The 20,646-nt window shown below is 63.7% G+C and carries 15 protein-coding genes and 3 pseudogenes; 12 read left to right on the top strand and 6 right to left on the bottom strand.

Annotated features, from left to right (window positions below):
- Window positions 1–158: 158 nt before the first annotated feature.
- Both BFD71_RS43050 and BFD71_RS12600 read right to left on the bottom strand, forming a co-directional pair.
- Window positions 159–944 (bottom strand): annotated as a pseudogene (locus BFD71_RS43050) (DUF4158 domain-containing protein); the annotation flags it as partial.
- A 342-nt stretch (window positions 945–1,286) separates the two neighbouring features.
- The gene (locus tag BFD71_RS12600; RefSeq protein WP_069264109.1) at window positions 1,287–2,459 is read right to left on the bottom strand and encodes a porin; all 1,173 of its coding nucleotides are present in this window, start codon (window positions 2,457–2,459) and stop codon (window positions 1,287–1,289) included.
- 513 nt (window positions 2,460–2,972) lie between these two features.
- Between BFD71_RS12600 and BFD71_RS12595 the strand changes: the two genes are divergently transcribed.
- The 6 genes from BFD71_RS12595 to BFD71_RS12570 all read left to right on the top strand — a co-directional run bounded on the left by BFD71_RS12595 (window position 2,973) and on the right by BFD71_RS12570 (window position 8,707).
- A complete protein-coding gene (locus tag BFD71_RS12595) occupies window positions 2,973–3,830 on the top strand; it encodes an IclR family transcriptional regulator (RefSeq protein ID WP_069264107.1) in 858 nt (285 codons plus the stop codon).
- A 101-nt stretch (window positions 3,831–3,931) separates the two neighbouring features.
- Window positions 3,932–5,581 carry an OPT/YSL family transporter gene (locus BFD71_RS12590; protein WP_083245217.1) on the top strand — a complete coding sequence of 550 codons (1,650 nt, stop codon included), beginning with the start codon at window positions 3,932–3,934 and terminating at the stop codon, window positions 5,579–5,581.
- A gap of 112 nt (window positions 5,582–5,693) precedes the next feature.
- Complete coding sequence (locus BFD71_RS12585; protein WP_069264105.1) at window positions 5,694–6,638, top strand: DUF1177 domain-containing protein; 945 nt, start codon at window positions 5,694–5,696, stop codon at window positions 6,636–6,638.
- A 10-nt stretch (window positions 6,639–6,648) separates the two neighbouring features.
- A complete protein-coding gene (locus BFD71_RS12580) occupies window positions 6,649–7,338 on the top strand; it encodes an AroM family protein (RefSeq protein ID WP_069264103.1) in 690 nt (229 codons plus the stop codon).
- The gene (gene pepE, locus BFD71_RS12575; protein WP_069264101.1) at window positions 7,335–8,060 is read left to right on the top strand and encodes a dipeptidase PepE; all 726 of its coding nucleotides are present in this window, start codon (window positions 7,335–7,337) and stop codon (window positions 8,058–8,060) included. The genes BFD71_RS12580 and pepE overlap by 4 nt, the downstream gene beginning before the upstream one ends.
- Complete coding sequence (locus tag BFD71_RS12570) at window positions 8,057–8,707, top strand: aspartate/glutamate racemase family protein (protein WP_069264099.1); 651 nt, start codon at window positions 8,057–8,059, stop codon at window positions 8,705–8,707. Before pepE ends, BFD71_RS12570 begins: the two co-directional genes overlap by 4 nt.
- Before the next feature lie 193 nt (window positions 8,708–8,900).
- On the opposite strand, the pseudogene BFD71_RS12565 reads toward BFD71_RS12570, so the two are convergent.
- Both BFD71_RS12565 and BFD71_RS12560 read right to left on the bottom strand, forming a co-directional pair.
- A pseudogene (locus BFD71_RS12565) lies at window positions 8,901–9,634 on the bottom strand (IS6 family transposase).
- Window positions 9,635–9,722: 88 nt separating this feature from the next.
- Window positions 9,723–10,634 carry a LysR substrate-binding domain-containing protein gene (locus BFD71_RS12560; protein ID WP_069264202.1) on the bottom strand — a complete coding sequence of 304 codons (912 nt, stop codon included), beginning with the start codon at window positions 10,632–10,634 and terminating at the stop codon, window positions 9,723–9,725.
- A gap of 141 nt (window positions 10,635–10,775) precedes the next feature.
- Here BFD71_RS12560 and BFD71_RS12555 point away from each other — a divergent pair, with 141 nt between their 5' ends.
- From BFD71_RS12555 to BFD71_RS39085, 6 genes and pseudogenes are all read left to right on the top strand, one after another.
- Entirely contained in the window at window positions 10,776–12,098 is a 1,323-nt protein-coding gene (locus tag BFD71_RS12555; RefSeq protein WP_069264097.1) for an NAD(P)/FAD-dependent oxidoreductase, read from the top strand.
- 51 nt (window positions 12,099–12,149) lie between these two features.
- On the top strand, window positions 12,150–12,875 hold the full coding sequence (locus BFD71_RS12550; RefSeq protein ID WP_069264200.1) for an amino acid ABC transporter ATP-binding protein: 726 nt from the start codon (window positions 12,150–12,152) through the stop codon (window positions 12,873–12,875).
- 94 nt (window positions 12,876–12,969) lie between these two features.
- Window positions 12,970–13,788: a substrate-binding periplasmic protein gene (locus BFD71_RS12545; protein ID WP_069264095.1), complete on the top strand. Its 819-nt coding sequence runs from the start codon at window positions 12,970–12,972 to the stop codon at window positions 13,786–13,788.
- A gap of 79 nt (window positions 13,789–13,867) precedes the next feature.
- Window positions 13,868–14,671, top strand: a complete 804-nt coding sequence (locus tag BFD71_RS12540; RefSeq protein ID WP_069264093.1) for an amino acid ABC transporter permease — start codon at window positions 13,868–13,870, stop codon at window positions 14,669–14,671.
- 24 nt (window positions 14,672–14,695) lie between these two features.
- The gene (locus tag BFD71_RS12535) at window positions 14,696–16,033 is read left to right on the top strand and encodes an NAD(P)/FAD-dependent oxidoreductase (RefSeq protein ID WP_069264091.1); all 1,338 of its coding nucleotides are present in this window, start codon (window positions 14,696–14,698) and stop codon (window positions 16,031–16,033) included.
- 619 nt (window positions 16,034–16,652) lie between these two features.
- Window positions 16,653–17,292: pseudogene (locus tag BFD71_RS39085) on the top strand (ISNCY family transposase); the annotation flags it as partial.
- Between the two features lie 306 nt (window positions 17,293–17,598).
- On the opposite strand, the gene BFD71_RS12525 reads toward BFD71_RS39085, so the two are convergent.
- Window positions 17,599–18,873 (bottom strand): c-type cytochrome, encoded by a 1,275-nt coding sequence (locus BFD71_RS12525; protein WP_370684272.1) that lies wholly within the window; start codon window positions 18,871–18,873, stop codon window positions 17,599–17,601.
- Window positions 18,870–20,639: a GMC family oxidoreductase gene (locus tag BFD71_RS12520; RefSeq protein ID WP_069264085.1), complete on the bottom strand. Its 1,770-nt coding sequence runs from the start codon at window positions 20,637–20,639 to the stop codon at window positions 18,870–18,872. The genes BFD71_RS12525 and BFD71_RS12520 overlap by 4 nt, the downstream gene beginning before the upstream one ends.
- Between the last annotated feature and the right edge of the window lie 7 nt (window positions 20,640–20,646).

Here is a 20,646-nt window from a genome sequence, read left to right as displayed (position 1 = left end):
CAAGCGGGGGGACGTAGATCGCGGCGTCACGGGAAAGTTCGCCGTTCGTCATACACGGGTGTTGCGGGATGAGGATTACATCAATTTGTCGGGACGAGACCTTGCTCCTTTCGATATAGCAGAGCGCGATAGTTTGTTTGCGGCCCGCGTTGTTCCATTCGCGTAGCACATTCGTGCGCCAGCTGTCGGGTAGCTTCGTTGCATGTGTCGGGCCACTGCACCCGTACACCGAGCTCGACCAGATAGTCGAGCTTGCGCAAGAGTTCGCTCATCTGTCGCGTCGAATTGCGCAGCGGCACCGACCACAGCCATTGCTGCAGGCTCGATGCCTCGCCATGGGGCTTCGGCAGCAGCTTGCCCCAACGATCCAGTGTGGCTCGCCAAGGGCCTGCGTAAGGCCGCCCGTGAGCGTGGTTTCGACGTCCCGGATGGCCTGCTCGATCAGTTCCCGCAAGGTGCGATCGCGCGGCAACAGGATCCGGTGTTCCTAGAGCCAGCATTTGAGTTCGTGCAGCAGACCATTACGATCTTGCCGGCCCGAGAGCGCGGCTTTGAGCCAGCGCATCATATAGCGGCGTTGGTGTTCGGTCATGAGGCCGAAGCCGAGCGCCTGGTATGCGCAGGCCTGATGTTCGACCAGCGTGTCGGTATGGCCGTCGTACAGCGACGTCATAGTTCCGAGATCGGGCGATTCAATGCTGAAGCTGTTGCTCCAGGTGCTGCCAGAGATTACGTGGCACGTACCGGCAAGGATCGAGCGTGCGACCGGTCATGCGCACGAAACCAATGTGCAGCGCCAGCGCGAAGCGGTAGACGTGTCGGCGACGGGCATTGATTAACGCGCATTCCTTCGCGGAAAACGTGAAGAACGTGGCGAACTCGAACTCGTTGAGCGTGTGCGGGATGGACCGCATCCCGAGATAGGTCTGCCGCCAGTGTTCCATCGCCGTCCGCTCCGCAGCCGAAAGGGGAACCACTCAGACTATGCCAACAATACCGCCTTGACAATTGGGGGCGAGGCACTGCGGGCCTCCGGGGAAGACAAACAGCAAGCTCTTGATTCTACGGAGACTTTATAAAGGGATAGACCGCAAAACCTTGTCAGGTCTGGAGCCCGCTAACCCGGTCAACGGCATGAAAATCACGGGGACCCCATTCTGGTGTTTGCCGACTGGTTCGAACAATTGCTGGCAAGCCACGTCCGGCCAGACGTTGCGCGCGCGAAGCGTGGAACGCCGCGCGCCGCCACGCGCAAGCGATGAGCGGCATCGGCTTGCGCGAACCGCTCAGAACTTGTGGCGAATGCCAACGGACACCGCGACCTGCGAAGGGCTCGACGAGGGGCCGCCCGAGGACTGGATGTAGGCGAACTTCTGGAGCGTGTTGCCCACAGCGATCGATGCTTCCCCCGCGGCGAGCTGATACTCGGCCGATGCATAGAACTCCGTGCGTTTGCTCATCGCATAGTCCACGCCGAGCGTCAACTGATGCCAGCGCGGCTTCAGATGCTCGCTCGAACCGGCCACGTGGTCGGCAGTGCCAAACGTGAACGTGTAGTCGGCGATCAGGGAAAGTGGCGCGCTCACGCGGTAGCGCAGGTTCGCGTCGAGATTGTTGAGCTTGCGCTGCGCGCCGTCGTTGTAGTCGAGTTGCACGTTGCTGTAGCCAAGGCCGAACTGCGCCGCGCCGACGACATAGCCCACCCCGGTCCCCACCACCTGCTGCCGCGCCACGCCGCCGTCCAGGCCATAGAAAAATGCGGTGCCGTAGTCGTCGCCGTTCGATGACGACGCGCCACCCAGCGCGCCGCTCGTGTTCGACGTCGAATTCGGATGATTCATCAGCATGTAGCCCGCGCCGAACGAGAGCGGCCCGTTTGCATAGCTCGCGGCCGCCGACCATTCGCGGTTGTTGGCGAACGCGCCGGCCTGGTTGCTGAAGCCGTAGATGCTGGAGAACTTGAAGCCGGAAATCGTCTCGGTCGTGAGCTTCACCGAGTTGTTGACGCGGAAGTACCAGTTCATGTCGTCGTTATCGCCGATATGCGTCGCCGGGGTCCAGTAGCCCGAGCCGAAGAACGGCGCGACGATATCCGCGAGCGAGTCGGTCTGGCGGCCGAACGTCACCGTGCCCATGCCCTTCTGGCTCAAGCCGACAATGGCGGTGCGCGCGAACATGCGTCCCGCGCTATTGGTGCCGTTGGTCGCGTTGAAGCCGTTTTCCAGATTGAAGATGGCGCTCAGCCCGTTGCCCAGCGCTTCCTCGCCCTTCAAACCCCAACGGCTTCCGCCCAGCTTGCCGGATTGAAGCTGAACCGCCGACGAGCCCTTCTGGTTGCTCGTGTACGTCAAGCCCTCGTCGATGATGCCGTACAGGATCATGGAGCCTTGTGCGTGCGCCGGCTGCGTGCCGAGTACCGACATGGCGACACCGCCTGCCAATGCGAACTTCTTCAACATCCTTTTACCCCTTCTTCAGTAGTGGTCTGATTAAAAATATTGGTAGTACTAATCAATGAATCTGTGTTTCAAACATGTTCCTGGTCGGCGAAGGCGACGTTGCGCGATGCAAGGGACGAGTGCCACCCGCGCGGTGGTTGTCACCCCGCGCATGGATCAGAACCGATGCTTTGGCCGTCCCTCAGGCGTGCCTTTTTCAGCGTGACCGATGCCGCCGGATTTTCAACGCCTGCAATGCACGTTCACAGAAGCTTCCTCGTTGTTTGGTTCCGTATTTTGGAACCGCGTTCCAGATTGAAATTTATTCTAAGCGCTAGTTGGCGTCGCAAAAAAACGTTTTGATGCAGCTGCCGGGGTCATGTGGTTTGGAGCACAAATTATTTTTGAAACGCTTTCCGGGCTGCCTTTCCTTCGTTACGATATTCGAGCAATTGGAACTCGGTTCCGCAAAATGGAACCATAGTAAAGAGGCAACGATAATGCAGCAGCAAGCGACGAACGAGTGAGGCACGGATGAGCATTCTCGAAACAGCAACGAGCGTTCTGCGCCTGATGGCGCGCGAGCAGCGCGAGATGTCGATGATCGACCTCGTCGATCAGTTAGGCATGCCAAAAAGTTCCGCCTCGCGGGTCCTCAAGCAAATGAGCGAAGCCGGGCTGCTGGAGCGCGACAAGAAATCGCTCGCCTACCGGCCCTCGATGCTCCTGCTCGAACTGAGCCATCTCGTGCGCTCGTCCAGCGCGCTGATCGACATGTGCGCGCTGGCGCTCGAAACGCTCGGCGAGCGTTTTGGGCATACGGGCTACGTTTCGGTGCTCGAAGGCAATGACGTGGTGGTGCTGCGCGTGCGACCGGGTTCCCTCGCCTTTCGCGCGATGACGAACCCCGGCCACCGCTCGGCCTCGTGGGCGACCTCCACGGGCCGCGCGCTGCTTGCCCGCGAAACGGACGAGCAGATCCGCGCGCGTTTCCCGCAAGGCTTGCGCCCGGAGGGCGCGCAGACCGTGAACGCCAACGCCGCGGATATCGGCGCCGATGCGCCTTTCAGCGACTCCCGCGCCCCGGCGCGCGGGCCCGCCACGCTCGACGCCCTGCTCGACGAAGTCGCGCTCACACGCTCGCGCGGCTATGCGCTGGCGCAGAACGAAGCGCTCTACGGCGTGTGCTCCGTGGGCTGCTCGATCGCCGACCCGTCGAGCGGCGAATGCCTGTCGTTTTGCCTGAGCTTCCCCGCGGGCGCGCAGGACGATGCGGCACTCGTGGCGCTCGGCGAAGCCGTTCGGGAGCAGGCGCGCACGATCGGCCGCTCGCTGGGCGACCCGTACTGGAGCGCCTTTCCCACGAATTCCACGCCGAAAAACCGGCGCTGAATGCAGTCAATCAAGGGGCGCCCCCCGCGCGCCCGCTCATTCCAATCCGCAGCATCCGCCACCCGCGTCGAGTCATCGGCGCGTTTTTGACGAGACCACTCATGCATGCTTCGCATTCGCCTGACCATCAGCCACCCGGCGCGGGAGCGCCCGCGAGCTGCGGCGCGCAGCGCGCGCCGCAGGCGCACCCCATGGCCCTCTCGCCCGCCAATTTGCTGCTGCTCGCCGTGCTGAGCGTGCTTGGCGCGATCATCGGCATCGAGCTGCTGGTCAAAGTGGGCGTGACGCCCAACACGGCGATCGTCGGCGCGCTGGCCGCGATGATCTGCGCGCGCGTGCCCTTGCGCTTTTTCGGCGCCTATCGTTCCGTGCACGTGCAGAACCTGGCGCAAAGCGCCATCTCCGCCGCAACGTTCGGCGCGGCCAACAGTCTTTTGCTGCCGATTGCCATTCCCTTCCTGTTCGGCCGCGAAGACCTCGTGCTGCCGATGTTCGCGGGCGTCGCGCTCGGCATGCTGCTCGACGGCTACATGCTGTACCGCATGTTCGGCACCAGCGTGTTCCCGGCAACGGGCACGTGGCCGCAAGGCGTCGCGGCGGCGGAGGCGATCAAGGCCGGCGACGAAGGCGGCAAGCAGGCGCGTCTGCTCGGCGTGGGCGTGGGCGTCGGTCTGATCGGCTCATCACTCGGCATCCCGATGTCGGCGTTCGGCACGGCCTTCATCGGCAATATCTGGGCGCTCGGCATGCTGGGCCTCGGCTTTTTGATTCGCGGCTATTCCGTGCCGCTCTTTCACTTCGCCATCGACAAGGCCTACATTCCGCACGGCATGATGATCGGCGCGGGACTCGTCGCGCTCATTCAGGTCGGCATCCTCGTGCTGCGCGACCAGAAGGGCAACAAGGCGGCGCGCCGCGGTTCGCGTGACGATTCGCAGCTTGCGGCCGTGCCCACCGTGGCGAGTTCGCTGCGCTTCGGGGCGATCGCCTACATCGGTCTTGCCGCGCTGGTCGCGTTCCTGAGCGGCATCTGGGGCGACATGTCGCCGGGCATGCTGGTGGGCTTCATCTTCTACGCGGCGCTCGCGGCCTTCGTGCACGAGCTGATCGTCGGCATCGCGGCCATGCACTCGGGCTGGTTCCCGGCCTTTGCGGTGGCCCTGATCACGCTGCTGATCGGCATGCTGATCGGCTTTCCGACCGTTTCGCTCGTCACGCTGTGCGGCTTTTCCGCCGCCACCGGCCCCGCTTTCGCCGACATGGGTTACGACCTGAAGGCGGGCTTCATTCTGCGCGGGCACGGTGAAGACCCCGAGTTCGAACTGGCCGGCCGCCGTCAGCAGTTGATCGCGGCGATGCTCGCGTTCGTCGTCGCCATTCCGGTCGTGATGCTCGCGCATCACGCATTCTTTGCGAACGGCCAGATTCCGCCCGTGGCGAAAGTCTATGTCTCGACGATTCAGGCGGGCGTGGCCCCCGGCATCCTGCATTCCCTGCTGATCTGGGCCGTGGTGGGCGCCGTGTTGCAGTTCGCGGGCGGCCCGAAGCGCCAGCTCGGCGTGCTGTTCGCCACCGGCCTGCTGATCGCGAGCCCGCTCGCCGGCTGGGCCGTGGTGACGGGTATCGCGATCCGGCTAGTGATCGAACGCCGCAACCCCGCCGCGAAAAGCAGCATGGAGGTGTTCGCCGCGGGCGTGATCGCCGCCGACGCACTCTACAGCTTCTTCGGTTCGCTAATCAAATCGCGCTGAACATTCCGCCCTCCTGCCCCTACGCGGCGCGCTGCGTTCACTCGCGGCGCATGCGCCTTCGGGCAGTGGGCTTCCTCACCCCGCATCATCTTTGCAATCCGAGTTCCATCCTATGAGTCTTGCACAAACCCTACAGGTCTTCGAAGCCTTCGACAGCCGCTACGCCAGCGGCCAAACCGTAGTCGATCTGCTCGCCCCGTTCGCCGACGAAGGCGTGAGCGTCGACGTGACCGAGATCGGGGGCCCGAAGGGTACGACGGATTTCGTCAAGATCGCCATTCCCGGCGACAACGGCAAGCGCCGCGGCGGCACGGCCAAAACGCTGGGCATCGTCGGGCGGCTCGGCGGCATTGGCGCGCGGCCTTCGCGCATCGGTCTCGTGTCAGATGCAGACGGCGCCATCGCCGCCGTGGCGGCCGCGCTCAAGCTCGCGCAAATGCGCCGCAACGGCGACCCGCTTCCCGGCGACGTGTTCCTCACCACGCACGTCTGCCCCACCGCGCCCACGCGCCCGCACGACCCCGTCGACTTCATGGACTCGCCCATCGACACGGAGGACGTCAACGCCCACGAAGTCTGGGACGAGATGGACGCCGTGCTCTCGATCGACACGACCAAGGGCAACCGCATCATCAACCACAGCGGCTACGCGATCTCCCCGACCGTGAAGGATGGCTATATCCTGCGCGTGTCCGAGGATCTCATCCGTATCATGGAGACGACGAGCGGCAAGCCCGCGGTCACCTTCCCCGTGACGACGCAGGACATCACGCCGTACGGCAACGGCGTGCATCACCTGAACAGCATCATGCAGCCGTCCATCGCGACGAGCGCACCCGTGGTGGGCGTGGCGATCACGACCCAAAGCGTGGTGCCGGGCTGCGGCACGGGCGCGAGCCACGAGGGCGACATCGCGCTCGCGGTCAAGTTCGCGGTGGAGGTCGCCAAGGAATTCGGGCGCGGCACCTGCGCGTTCCACGAAGAGAAGGACTATGCGCGCCTGCTCGAACTTTATGGCTCGCTCGCGCATCTGAAGGTGCGTCATCCCGGTCGATGAGGAGGCCCGCATGAGAACACGAAAGCTCGGCACGTTGACGATCGGCCAGGCGCCGCGCGCCGACATCACGCCCATTCTCGACGCCCACTTGCCCGCCGCGCTGCCGCGCGTGCACATGGGCGTGCTCGACGGCCTCACGCGCGAAGCCATTGAAGTGCACTACGCGCCGCAACCGGGCAACGCCACGCTCGTTTCGCGCCTGCTTGACGGCTCGTCCGTCGTCATCGACAAGCCGGTCGTGCGCGCGGTGTTGCAGGAGAAGATCGATGCGCTCGCTGCGCAAGGCTGCGACGTGGTGCTCGTGCTCTGCACCGGCGAGTTCCACGGTCTCGAAGGCCGCGCCGCGTGGCTCATCGAGCCCGACCGGATCGTGCCGCCCGCGGCCGCCGCGCTCGCGGGCGAGCGCCAGGTGGGCATTGTCGTGCCGCTCGTGAGCCAGATCGACAGCGAGTTCCGCAAGTGGGCGGGGCTGCACCGCGCGCCGATCTGCGCCGCCGCCTCGCCGTATCGGAACGCCGACGAGACCGGCGAGTTGATCGCCGCCGCGCGCCAGTTGCGCGACGAAGGCGCCGAACTGCTGATTCTCGATTGCATGGGTTTCGTCGAGCGCCATCGCCAGATCGTGCAGGAAGCGAGCGGCTTGCCCGTGATCCTTTCCAACGCGCTCATCGCGCGACTGACTGCGGAGGTCCTTCAATGAACGCCCTGCTTCTGAGCAACTCGCGCGGCCCCGACGGCGCTTATCTCGTTCACGCGCTCGACGCGATTCGCGAGCTCTCGCCCGGCGGCGGCCGGCAGACCACCGAAGCCCTCTTCGTGCCCTTCGCGGGCGTGACGATGACGTGGGACGAGTACGCGGCCAAGGTCGCCGCCGCGCTTGCGCCTGCGAACGTGTCGTTGCGCTCGGTGCATACGTTCGCGAGCGCTGCCGAAGCGCAGGCGGCGCTTGCGCAGACACAGCTCATCGTCGTGGGCGGCGGCAACACGTTCCAGTTGCTCGCGCAATGCCGCGCGCGCCGCCTGCTCGATCCGATGCGCGAAGCCGTGAAAGGCGGCGTGCGGTACCTCGGCTGGAGTGCGGGCGCGAATCTCGCCTGCCCGACCATCTGCACGACTAACGATATGCCGATCGTCGACCCGAACGGTTTCGCGGCGCTCGATCTGATCGGCTTTCAGATCAATCCGCATTACACGAACGCGCTGCCCTCCGGGCATCAGGGCGAAACGCGCAACCAGCGTATCGAGGAATATCTCGTGGCCAATCCGCATGCGAGCGTGATCGGGCTGCCCGAGGGCGACTGGCTGCGCGTGGAGCAGGACGCCGTCACGCTGCACGGCCCGCGCGACGCGGTGCGCTTCGTGCACGGCGCAGCGCCGCAACCGCTTGCGCCCGGTGCGAGCCTTTCGCGAGTGCAACGATGACGCTCGGCATCATTCGCGTGCTGACGACGCAGGACGACGCGGTGTTGCTGGAGCATGGCCACCTCATCAAGGCGCAGTACGGCATCGAGTCGTTCACGCGCTGTATCGCCGACCAGCCCACCGGCATCTTCGACGCGCACACGGAAGCGCTCGCCGTGCCGAAGATCGTCGCGCTCGGCCGGCAAATGGAAGCGGATGGCGCGCGTGCGCTCTTTCTGAGCTGCGCGGCCGACCCCGGGCTTGCGCTTTTGCGCGAGGCGGTCGGCGTTCCGGTGGTGAGCGCGGGTAGCGCGTCGGCGCGCGTCGCGGCGCTCACCGGGCTGCCGGTCGCGGTGCTGGGCATCGGCGCGCAGGCGCCGCTGCCCTTTCGACGGCTGCTCGGCGAGGATGTCGCGTACGCGCGGCCCGAGGGCGTCACGAAAACCAACGACCTGCTCACGCCCGAGGGCCAGACGGCGGCGCTGAACACCGTGCGCCGGTTGCACGAAGCGGGCGCGCGGGTGATCGCGTTCTCCTGCACGGGCCTTTCGACGATCGGCTTCGCCGCGACAATCCGCGAGCACATCGGCTGCTTCGCCGTGGACGCCGTGTCGGCGGCGGGCATGTTCGCCGCGGAATTGCTCGCGCCCGTCAGGCTCACCGCTTAGCTTCGCGGGTGGTCGAGGTAGCGCCATTCGAAGCCGTGCGCGCCCTTGCGCATCGTACCGGCCGACGTTTCGGGAAAATGCGCGGGAAACACGATCGCACCGGTGTTCGCTGCATGGTCGAGCAACCACTGCCGCGAAGCGCGCTGTCACGTTGCCCATAGCGAGACAAAGTTTCGGCAGGCGGGACCACGACTCAGAAAACAGCGAACGGATTTTGGGTGACTTCCGTGAATTCGCGCCAAGCCGTGAATCGAGCTGCGAGATGTTTGCGAAATAGCGAAGCGCGGAGCAGATGCCGCTTCAGCGCGACGTGCTGCCGGATCGGGCCGAAGCTCGCGAGGAAAGCTTGTTTACGAGCACGGTCGCGAAAGCCCCGCATGCGCCGCTCGCGTTCTCGTGTGGGCTGGTGGCTGTTCTCGGCCCGGTTGTTCACGCCAGCGCTGGCTTTGACGAACACGTGCTTGACGTTCGCCAGTTCCGGGATGTCTGCTTTCGCGGCCGGGTAGCTGCGTAGCTGGTCCGTGACGATCTTGCGCGGCACTGGATTGGAGCGCAGCACGCGCTGGAAAAGGCGTTTGGCCGCTGCCTTGTCGCGCCGCTTCTGCAGCAGGATGTCCATTTCGGCCCCAAGTTCATCGACTGCCCGCCACAGCAGATAGGGTTCACCGCGCAACGTCACAAACATCTCGTCGAGATGCCAGGTGCGGCTTGGCTTGCGCCGCACCGCTTTGACACGACGGGCAAAGCTCGCGCCAAATTTGTCGCACCAGCGACGGACAGTCTAGTAGCTCACGACCACACCGCGCTCGAACAGCAACCCTCGACGTCGCGCAGGCTAAGGTGGAACCGGAAATACCAGCGAACCGCGTGGCCGATGACCGCCGCCGGAAACCGGTGGCCTTGATAAAGCGATTTGGTCTTCTTCATTAACACATCTTGCCCGGCCACTTCGTCAACGTGACAGCGCCCCGTTACCCGGCGCTACGAGGCTCCCAGTAGTCATCGCATTGAGAGATCAGCCTGCCTGCACACCGAGCGCGGCCAATTCTTGTTTCATCGTCTTGTCGACCAGTTGCAGAAACGTCTCGACCACAGGATTGGCTTGCTGAAACTGCGGATTGAGAATAAAGCCACGAAAAAAGATCGACGGTTCGAATGGCCGGAACACAATGCGCTGCACATTGGCTTCCAGTGCGGCCAGTGGATTGACGATACCAATGCCCAATCCGCGCGACACCATCGCGCATATCGTCGCGCCATACGGCGTTTCGATGGCCGGCACCTGGTCCACGCCCGCCGGCCGCAACGCGCGATCCAGAGGCGTGCGCGTATCGTCCGCATACGAAGGCAAGATCAGCCGCTCTCCGCGCAAGTCAGCCGCCTGAATGTGCTCGCGTCCCGCGAGCGGGTGGTGTGCCGGTAACGCGCACAAACCCGGCAGCCTGTATAGTTCGACGCTCGTCACGCCGAATGCGTCAGGTGTCGTCGTCGCGAAGCCCGCGTCGCAGTGGCCCGACGACACCCAACGCTGGATCGTGCTCTCGCTGCGCATTTCCAGCGACACAGGCACGCGCGGATAAGCATCGACGAAGCGCTCGATCACCGCAGGCAGAAACGACAGCGCCAGCACTGGCGCCGCAACGATCCGCAAACGCCCGCTGCCAAGCTGGCGAATTTCGTTCGCCGAATGCTCGAGTTTTTCGAGCCCGACGAAACTGCGATCCACCTCGCGATAGAACGCACTGCCAGCGTCTGTCGCATGGATCCGGCCGCCGTTGCGCACGAATAGCGTCAACCCCGTTGACGCTTCCAGCTCCGCGATCAACCGGCTGATGCTGGGCTGCGAAGAGCCGAGTTCCTCCGCCGCGGCCGTCATCGAGCCACGCAGCATCACGAGCCGAAACGCTTCAATTTGCCTGAGATTCACGCGCTCTCCGATGCAACGCAGCATGATCGAGACGATAGCTTGCCATATCAATATTGAATAGAAGACTTTTTTGGCGCTATTTGACCGCATGATTTCCAGCGGCCTAGACTGACCTCACGTCGAGCTTACAGGTCCTGATACATGCGCCCTGATGCCCTGCTTTTTCATCAAGCATTTCGCTGTGCCCCGTACTGGTGGGACGCCGCGCCGCCCGAAGCGTCGAATGCGCCGTTGCCTGAGAGCGTGGATATCGCGATTGTCGGCAGCGGCTACTGCGGACTATCGGCAGCGGCCGAAGCGGCGCATCGTGGCGCGAGCGTCGCCGTGCTGGATGCGGCGGAGATCGGCGCCGGAGGCAGCACGCGCAGCGGCGGCATGGTGTCGAGCGGACAGAAGCTCGCGTTGACCAATGCTATTCGCGGCGTGCCGGCCGACCGCCTGAAACGGTTGATGCGCGAGTCGGCGGCCAGCTTCGACTATCTCAAACGACTCATTGCGCAAGAAGCGCTCGACGCCGACCTGTCCATCACCGGTCGCTTTTTCGGCGCCTATACGCCTGCGCATTTCAACGCGCTGCGCGACCAGGGACAAGTGCTGCGCGACAAGACCGGCGTGACCGTTCATGTGATCGAGCGGGACGCGCAACGCGCGATCATCGGCTCCGATTACTACTACGGCGGCATTCTCGTCGACGAATATGGAGGACTGCACACCGCGAAATATCATCGTGCACTGCGCGAACTCGCACGGCGGCGCGGCGCGACCTTGCACTCGCATGCGGCGGTGCAGCGGATCGTGCGCGATGGTCCGCAGTTTCGCTTGCACACGCCGCGTGGCACGCTCATGGCGCATCACGTGCTCGTCGCGACCAACGGCTACACGGGTGCGCTGCTGCCGTTCTTCGCGCGGCGGGTACTGCCTGTCGCGAGCTACCAGATTGCCACCGAGGCCTTGCCTCGTGGCCTGATGGACGTGCTGAACCCCGGCCGCCGCATGATTAGCGATTCGAAGCGCAACCTGTTCTATACGCGCCCGTCGCCGGACGGCACGCGCATGATTTTTGGCTCACGGCCTGCAATACGCGAACTGAGCGAGCGCGAAGCAGCGCGGCGGCTTTACTCGAAGCTGGTTCAGCTTTGGCCGGCCTTGCGCGATGTACGCATTACGCATGCGTGGAAAGGCTACGTCGCGATGACGCGCGACAAGCTCGCACACATCGGTACCCACGAAGGCATCCACTACGCACTCGGCTGCAATGGAAACGGCGTCGCGCTGATGAGCTATCTGGGACATCGCATCGCCAGGCATATGCTCGGCGTCGAGTGTGACATGGGTGCTTTTGGCGAAGGCACGTTCCCGCTGAACCGCGCAGGCATGGTGCGCCATGTCGCCGTGCCGCTCGGCACTGCGCTCTACAAGGCCGACGACCTCTTGCGCGGACGCACGCGCAACGCGCTGTCGTAAGCGCTCATGGTATATCGTTGCGTTAGCAACTTTTCATCGAGAGACATGACGATGATCGAAATGCATAAAGTTTCGAAGTGGTACGGCAAGAACCGCGTGCTGGCCGACTGCTCGGTGAGCATTGCGCGCGGTGAAGTCGCGGTGATCTGCGGTCCGTCGGGTTCCGGCAAGTCAACGCTGGTCAAATCCGTCAATGGGCTCGAACCCGTGCAAAGTGGCCAGATCGTCGTGAACGGCGTAGACGTCACTGCCAGATCCGCCAGCCTCACGCAATTGCGCGCGAAAGTCGGCATGGTGTTTCAGCACTTCGAACTGTTTCCGCATCTCACCGTGCGGCGCAACCTGACGCTCGCGCAAATGAACGTGCTCGGCCGCGACCGCGACGAAGCCGCCGACAAATCCCGTGCACTGCTGTGGCGCGTCGGGCTCGGTGAACACGAGGACAAGTTTCCCGCGCAGCTCTCGGGTGGCCAGCAACAGCGTGTCGCGATTGCGCGCGCCCTCTCGATGGATCCGGTTGCGATGCTGTTCGACGAGCCGACATCGGCACTCGACCCCGAAATGGTCAGCGAGGTGCTCGACGTGATGAGCACGCTCGCGCGCGATGGGATGACGATGATGTGCGTGACCCACGAAATGGGCTTTGCGAAGCGTGTGGCCGACCGCGTCGTGTTCATGGACCGCGGCGAGATCGTCGAAGAAGGCCCCCGAGACGCATTTTTTGAAAGACCGCGTTCGGCGCGCGCGAGGGAATTCCTGTCACGCATTCTTCACTAACCGGCGCTATTTCACCTTGCCTGTTTGCCATTCGCCGGTTCACGCCGTGCCTCGCGAGTTTCGTTTACCACCGTTTCCACATGGGGAGTTACAGATGCGATTCTTTCAGTTTGCACGCAACCTCGCCATCGCAACGGCGCTTTGCGTCGTCGCGGCAACGGCGGCCCGCGCAGAAGACGTCGGCACGCTGACGCAGGGCAAGATCGTCGCGGGCGTCGACGCGAACAACAAACCGTATTCGTACGTCGACAATGGCAAGATGACAGGCTTCGACGTCGAACTGATCCGCGCGATTGCCGCGAAGCTCGGGCTGACCGCCGACTTTCGCGCACAGGATTTCGCTGGCCTGCTCCCGAGCGTCGCAAACAGGCAGATCGATCTCGCGGCAGGCTCCATCTCGATCACGAACGAGCGTCTCAAGATGGTCGACTTCTCAGAGGGCTATTTGACGGGCCTGCTCAGTGTCGCAACGCTGCCCGGCAGCACGATCACCAGCGACGTTGCTTCCGTGAAGGACAAGCGCATTGGCGTGGTGCAAGGCACGATCGAAGACACTTACTCGGCCGGCTATCTCCCAGGCGCGCAGATCGTGCGCTTTCCCAACCTGAACGCGGGCTTCCTCGCGCTACGCAACAAATACATTGACGGCTATTTCGTCGACAAGACGCTGGTCGAAGGTCTTCAAGGCAAGTATCCGCAAGCGAATATCGCCGACAAGCTCGACATTTCGGCCGTCAATCTGCCTGCTGGGTTTCCCGTGCGCAAGGGCAACACGAAACTGGAGGCCGCGCTCAATAAAACGCTCGGCGAGCTCGTCGCCGACGGTACATGGATGAAGCTGTACCTGGAGTTCCATCCGGGTTATCCAAAGCCGGCCCAATTGCCGCCGTACGCAATGAAGTCCGGCACCTAAAGCTCGATTCACGCAGCGGGCGCACGTTTCGTCGAGTGCGGTCGTCTTTCATCGCCGGACACCGTTCAGGAAAGCCCATATGGACGCCTTCTTGCAGAACTTCTTCGACTGGCCGCTTCTTCTCGACTCGCTGCCCGGACTGCTAGGCACGGGCCTCGTGAACACGCTGATACTGTCGTTGTTTTCAACGGTGCTCGGCATCGTCGCGGGCATGATGCTGGCGCTGCTGGCCGTGTCCAACACGCGCTGGCTGACATGGCCGGCTCAAGTCTTCATCGACGTGTTTCGCGGACTGCCCGCCGCCCTCGTGATTCTCGTGGTGGGTCAGGGGCTCGCGCCCATCGGGCTCTCGCTGTTCGGGCCGAATCCGTATCCGCTCGCCATCGTCGCGCTCGCGCTCATCTCGTCGGCCTATATTGCGGAGATTTTCCGCTCCGGCATCCAGAGTGTCGGGCGCGGGCAGATGAACGCGTGCCAGGCGCTTGGCATGACGTACTGGAGCGGCATGCGCCACGTGATCGTACCGCAAGGCGTGCGGCGCATTCTGCCGGCGCTCGCGAACCAGTTCATCGCCATCGTCAAGGATTCGAGCCTAGTATATTTCCTTGGACTACTAACTTCGCAGCGCGATCTGTTCACCATTGGACAGAATGCCGCTGTCAACACCGCCAACCTGTCACCGCTGGTCGCGGCGGGCATTGTGTATCTGATGATCACCGTGCCGCTCACGCACGCGATCAATCACATCGACCGCTGGACCAACCGCTTCAGCAATCCCGGCGGCCGCCGCGACAAGCCGTTGGCGCGCGCGCTGCGCGGCGTTCGCCGCGAACAGGCCTTGCAGTCGCAAACGCACGCGGTAGCCGCCGAGCATCGCTCCTGAAACATCACACAGACCAATCAGAACATGGGACCGAAAATCGACATCGTAACCGACGACATCAAGCTGCCGCTACGCGCCGACGTCGTCGTGATAGGCGGCGGCATCATCGGCGTGTCCACTGCGCTTGCGTTGAGCGAAAAGGGGCTTAGTGTGGCGCTGTGCGAGAAAGGCCATATCGCGGGAGAGCAGTCCAGCCGCAACTGGGGCTGGGTCCGCGTGACGCGGCGTGATCCCCGCGAACTCCTGCTGAGCATCGAAAGCCTCAAGGTGTGGCGCACGCTCGATCAGAAGCTCGGCATCGAAACGGGCTTCAACCAGTGTGGCATTCTTTACGTCTCGAACGACGACGCGACGCTCGAACGTCATCGCGACTGGCTAAGACGCGCGCGAGAAGTTGCCGGCAATGCATTCGACACGCGCGAACTGGATTCACGTGAGATATCCGCGTTGCTGCCCGGCGCGACACGTACGTTCAAAGGCGGGATTTTCACGCCGGGCGACGCGCGTGCGGAACCTCAAAAGGCCGCGCCCGCGATAGCAAACGCGCTGCGCGAGCGCGGTGTCAGCATACTCACGCCGTGCGCGGTGCGCGGCGTCGAAACGAGCGGTGGCCGCGTGAGCGCCGTCGTCACCGAGCACGGTACGATACGCTGCGATGCGGCCGTGGTGGCGGGAGGAGCGTGGACGCGCTATTTCTGCGGCAATCTGGGCGTCGACCTGCCACAATTGCTCACGCGCGCGTCGGTGTTGCGTACCGAACCGATCGAGGGCGGCCCGACATGCAGCGCCAACAACGAGGAGTTCGCCTTTCGCAAACGCCTGGACGGCGGCTACACCGTCGCCTACGGGCTGCGCACGCATGCCGACCTCACGCCCGATTCGTTCCGCCTGTTCTTCAAGTACATCGAAGCGCTGAAGAGCCAGTTTGGTGCGTTGCAGATCAGCGTTGGCAAGCGTTTTCTCGACGAGCTGAAACGACCGCGCCGTTGGTCGCTGGATCAGCCGACCGTGTTCGAATCAGTGCGCACGCTCGACCCCGACCCTATCGTGCCTTATGTCGACAAGGGCTTACACGAGTTCGTCGCGGCCTTTCCACAGTTGTCTGCCGCGCGCGTCGCGCAACGCTGGGCTGGCTATATCGACGTTACGCCGGATGCCATCCCGATCATCTCGAACGTCGCGCAGACGCCGGGCCTGTTCATCGGCACGGGCTTCTCCGGGCACGGCTTCGGCATCGGGCCTGGCGCGGGCAAGCTGTTGGCGGATATCGTCCATAACGACGAGCCGCTGGTCGATACCCATGCGTTTCGCCTGAGCCGCTTTAGCGACGGCTCGAAAATCACGATCGATGCAGGGTTTTGACACGGGTGCGCCGGGGAGACCGGCAAGGAGTAGGTGGTGCAAGTCCACTGCGATGAAGGAATAGCGAACCACATCGGCCCCGAGCCGTGCGCAGGCATCCGCGAGGATGTCGGCGAAGCGTCGGTAGGGGTACGTGCAGGCCAGCCTATAAGGACCTCCCCGACCTAGCAAGGTCGGTTTAGTCGTGATCGAATAAGCGCCTTTGTCATAGATCGGGACTTGCGTAGCAGGAACGGCGGCGAGACAGACTGCATGCCTATAAACGGCCTTGCTGGGCGCGCTGGCTTTGCTGCGCCCGGGCCCGGATAGTAACCGCGCAGCAGGACTCCATTCATTGAGCGGAATTTGCGCAGAGTGCATCGCCTTGCTGGCCTTCGAGTTCGCCTGCTGCCGGTCTGACCTGTCGCTATCCTTGCGTGCTACGTCCTCGACCACGAAGTCAAAACAGTGTGGGCATGGGTGCATTCGGGTTCAAGGCTTACGCGCCCGCCGCCCCGCCATGGCGGGCGCAGTCGCGCCATGCGCTTTCGCTCGCGATCAGGTGTGCGCGAATCGTTCCAGAGACGAGAAGTCTCTCGCGAGAGTCATGGTGCTTGCACGCTGTTTATCGTTAAGTCCTGCGCGATCACCCTCCTTCATGGCGCCCTACGACGCGCGCTTTGCGAAGCCGCCGAGGAGTACGTACGACGCACACCGGCCACTGCGCGCCGACGAGGATTTGGACGCCCTGCTCACCTCGCGCGAAGCGCGACGAAGTCGCTGACGGTGCAGTACGACCGCGTGATGTACCTGCTCGACGACACGCCGCAGAACCGCAAGTTGATCGACCGGTATATCGAGGTGTGGGAGTATCCGGACGGCGCATCGAACTGCGGGCGGATGGGCGTATGCTGCCGTGCAGACAGTATGACCGGCTGGCCGAGATCGCTCAGGGTGCGGTTATCGAACACAAACACCTGAGTCATGTGCTGCAGGTGGCCCAGGCGCTGCAGGCGCAACGTGATAACAGTCCGATCGGCAAGGCGCCCCTCGCGGACGCACTGCGGCGACTCGCCCCGAACCCACCGCAACGAACATCAACCGGGCAGGAAGAACCAACGTGAATTTACGCAGGCGGATGTCGAGCAGGCGATCACGGATCTTGCCCAGTACAGACAGGCGCGGCAACAGCCCCCTATACCGGCAGGCGGTCTGCACGTGGCCGTGCAACTGACGCAGACGCCCTTCCCGTTCGGGATCCGTCCTTCGACACTGCGTAGTCTCTAGACGCATGAAAGACGAACCCTGACCCTTTAGCCCCGGACATTTGAACCGTAGAGCCGACCAGGCTACGCTCCGAGCTTAACTGAGACGAACGGCGATTCGCTCAACTGGGACACACCGCACCGAGACCTTTGCTTGTTGCTTTTAGTCGCCATGCATAATTTTTCAAAGACGTCGAGTTTTCAAAACGTAGCCCGTTCCTCAAGTCGTATCTGAAAGAAAGCGAAGCAACCGGTGAGCTTTTGGCGCCATCATCTCTTGAGCACCCCGCCGCACAGTTGCTTCATCATGTAGCTAACCTCTCACTTGGCGGTCACCGTCGCGCGTACCTTGCGAACCTCGCCCGGGTCAACGGCACCCGCGCGATTCGACCAGCCCCCGCGTACGAAGGTCGCGAGCGCGGCCACCTCATCGTCACTCAGGCGCACCGCGAAGCCCGGCATCGGCAGCACCGAAGGTGCCTTCGCAGTCGAAGGCGTCTTGGCGCCCGCCAGGATCACGTGGACCAGGCCATCGGCGTCCGCGGCGTTGACCACACTCGCGCCGTCGAGGCGCGGGAACACACGCGGCGCGCCCTGGCCCGTCACAACGTGGCACGCGCTGCAGTTGTCGAGGTATAGCCGCTCGCCTAAGGTGAGGTGCTGCGCCGCCGTCAAGCGCGCGGCAGTGTCGGTCGTTGCCGCCTTCTGCGCAGGCGCGCCCGGTGTTGTCCCGAGGCTCTGCAGATACGCGGCGATCGCGCCGAGATCGGCGTCGCTCAGATGCGAGGTGCTGTTGAAGACCACCGAGGTCATTTCGCCCGCCACCGATGCCTTAGCGTTGCGGCCCGTCTGCAGATAGTCGACGATGTCTTCGCGTGTCCACTTCGGAATGCCACGCAGCGCGGGCACGCTCCAGCCGTTCAGGGCGCCGCCCGAAAGGAAGCGCGCGTCGCTGCCGTCATAGGCCTTCTCGTTCATCGCGATGCCGCGCGGCGTGTGGCAACTGCCGCAATGGCCGAGTCCCTCGACGAGATACGCGCCGCGCTGCGCCTCGGCGCTCATGCCCGCCGGTATCGCGAACGGCTTGTCCGAGACGAACGCCCAGTTCCACAGCGCCATGCCCCAACGCTGGTTGAACGGGAAGCTCAACTGCGTGACGGGCGCCGCGTCGTCCACGGGCGCGACTCCCTTCATGAAGTACACATAGAGCGCGTGCACGTCGGCGTCGCTGATCTTCGCATACGACGGGTAAGGCATCGCGGGATAGAGGTGCGTGCCGTCGGCGCGCACGCCCTTGCGCAGCGCGTCGGCGAACTGTGCCTCGCTGTAGCCGCCGATACCGCTGCGCCTGCTCGGCGTGATGTTGGTCGACCAGATCGTGCCGAGATTGCTCTCGATCGCGAGGCCGCCCGAGAACGGCTTGCGGCCAGCGGCGCTGTGACAGGCCATGCAGTCGCCGGCGCGCGCCAGATACTCGCCGTGGCGGATCAGCGCCGCGTCCGGGCTGGGCTGCTGCGCGAACGCGCTGGCGCTCATTGCGGCCGCCGTCGCGACGAGCGCGGCGGTAAAGGTCTTGAGGATGTTCATCGTCGTCATGCCTGCACGAGCGGGCCCGGGTTCTTGAGGTAGTGATCCTTGATCGCGCGCGCGGCAAACAGCGTGAGCGCGCCGATCGTGGCGGTCGGATTGGCCTGGAAGTTCTGCGGGAACGCGTTGCCGCCCGGCACGAAGACGTTGTGCACATCCCAGCTCTGCAGGTAGCGGTTCAGCGCGCTCCTGTCCGGCGAGTCGCCCATCACCGCGCCACCCACGTTGTGCGTGGACACGTACTTCGTGATGTCCCAGTGCGAATCGAGCGACAGGAAGCCCTCCGTGTAGCTGTCCGGCTTCATCTCCTTCGTGATGTCGAGCACGATCTTGCGCAGGTATTGCTGCAGCTTCAGCTCGTTCTGCTTCCAGTCGAAGGTGATGCGCAGCAGCGGCTGGCCCCACGGATCCCGGTAGTTCGGGTCGAGATCGACGTAGTGATCGCGATACGACATGCAGCTCGTCGTGATGCTGATCTTCATCGAGTGGCCATACCAGTCCTGCATGCCCTCCTTCCAGCCCTGCCCCCACGCCGGCGTGCCGTGCGGCAGTGAGGTGCCGATCGGCGCGCCCGAGGACTGCGAGCTATGAATTTTCGCGCCGCCGAGAATGCCGAGCGACGGGCCGTCGAAGTTGCCTGGCGAGACGTCGTTGAACATCTGCCCGGTCGCGCCCGCCGTGGCGAACGGATTGAAGTTCTTGTCCTTGAAGAACAGTGTCGCGCCGCCATTGCTCAGGAATGCATAGTTCCTGCCGACGACACCCTTGCCGCTGACCGGATCGTAGGGCTTGCCGATGCCCGACAGGAGCATGAGGCGCACGTTGACGAACTGGAAGCCCGCGAGCACAACGATCTTCGCGGGCTGAAACACTTCATTGCCGTGCTCGTCGGCATAGGTCACGCCCTTTGCCGTCTTGCCGTCGGGGTGGAGATCGACGCGCAGCACGTTCGCTTTCACGCGATACGAGAAGTTCTCCATGCGCTTGAGCGCGTCGAGCACGGCAGTCTGCGGCGAAGCCTTCGAGAAGTTCAGGCACGGATACTTGCTGCAAAAGCCGCAGTAATTGCAGGGCGCGATCTGGCAGCCATACGGATTGGTCCACGCGCGCGAGACGTTCGCCGAGGGATTCGGGAACGGGTGATAGCCCATCTTGCGCGCGGTCGCCGCGAACATCGACGTGTTCAACGTGTCCTTGAGCGCGGGCAGCGGAAAGGGATTCGAGCGCGGACCCTCGAACGGATCGCCGCCTTCCATGACCTTGCCGCGAAGATTGCCGGTGTTACCCGACAGGCCGCAGACCTTTTCGAAGAAGTCGTAGTACGGCTCGATCTCGTCCCATGTGAACGGGAAATCCTGGACCTGCATGCCGGCCTCGAGCTGACCGGGCTTGTATGCCTTCTCGGCGTAGGTCTTGAGCTTGAGGTCGGTCGGGGTCGGGCGGATCAGCACGCCCGTCCAGTGCAGGCCCGATCCGCCCACGCCCGTGCCCGGCACGAAGGCGCCCCACTTGCGCGTGGGCAACGCGGTGTCGTTCGCCGAATGGCGCACCGTCAAGGCACCGTCGCGCGGCGTGACCATGACCTTGTTGCGCACCGCGTACGCGTATTGATCGGCCGGCTTGGGATAGGCGAAATCGCTGTTGCTGCGATCCTCGCCGCGTTCGAGCGCGCGGACCTTCAGGCCCGCCTGCGCAAGTTCCATGCTCATGAGCGACCCCGCCCAGCCGAGTCCGACGACGACGACGTCCACCGCGTCATGGGTGATTTTTGCCACGATATTC

The organism is Paraburkholderia nodosa (assembly GCF_001718195.1).
Classification (GTDB): Bacteria; Pseudomonadota; Gammaproteobacteria; order Burkholderiales; family Burkholderiaceae; genus Paraburkholderia; species Paraburkholderia nodosa_A.
Note: the sequence above shows the minus strand (reverse complement) of the source record. Positions and strands in the feature narration are given on the sequence as shown.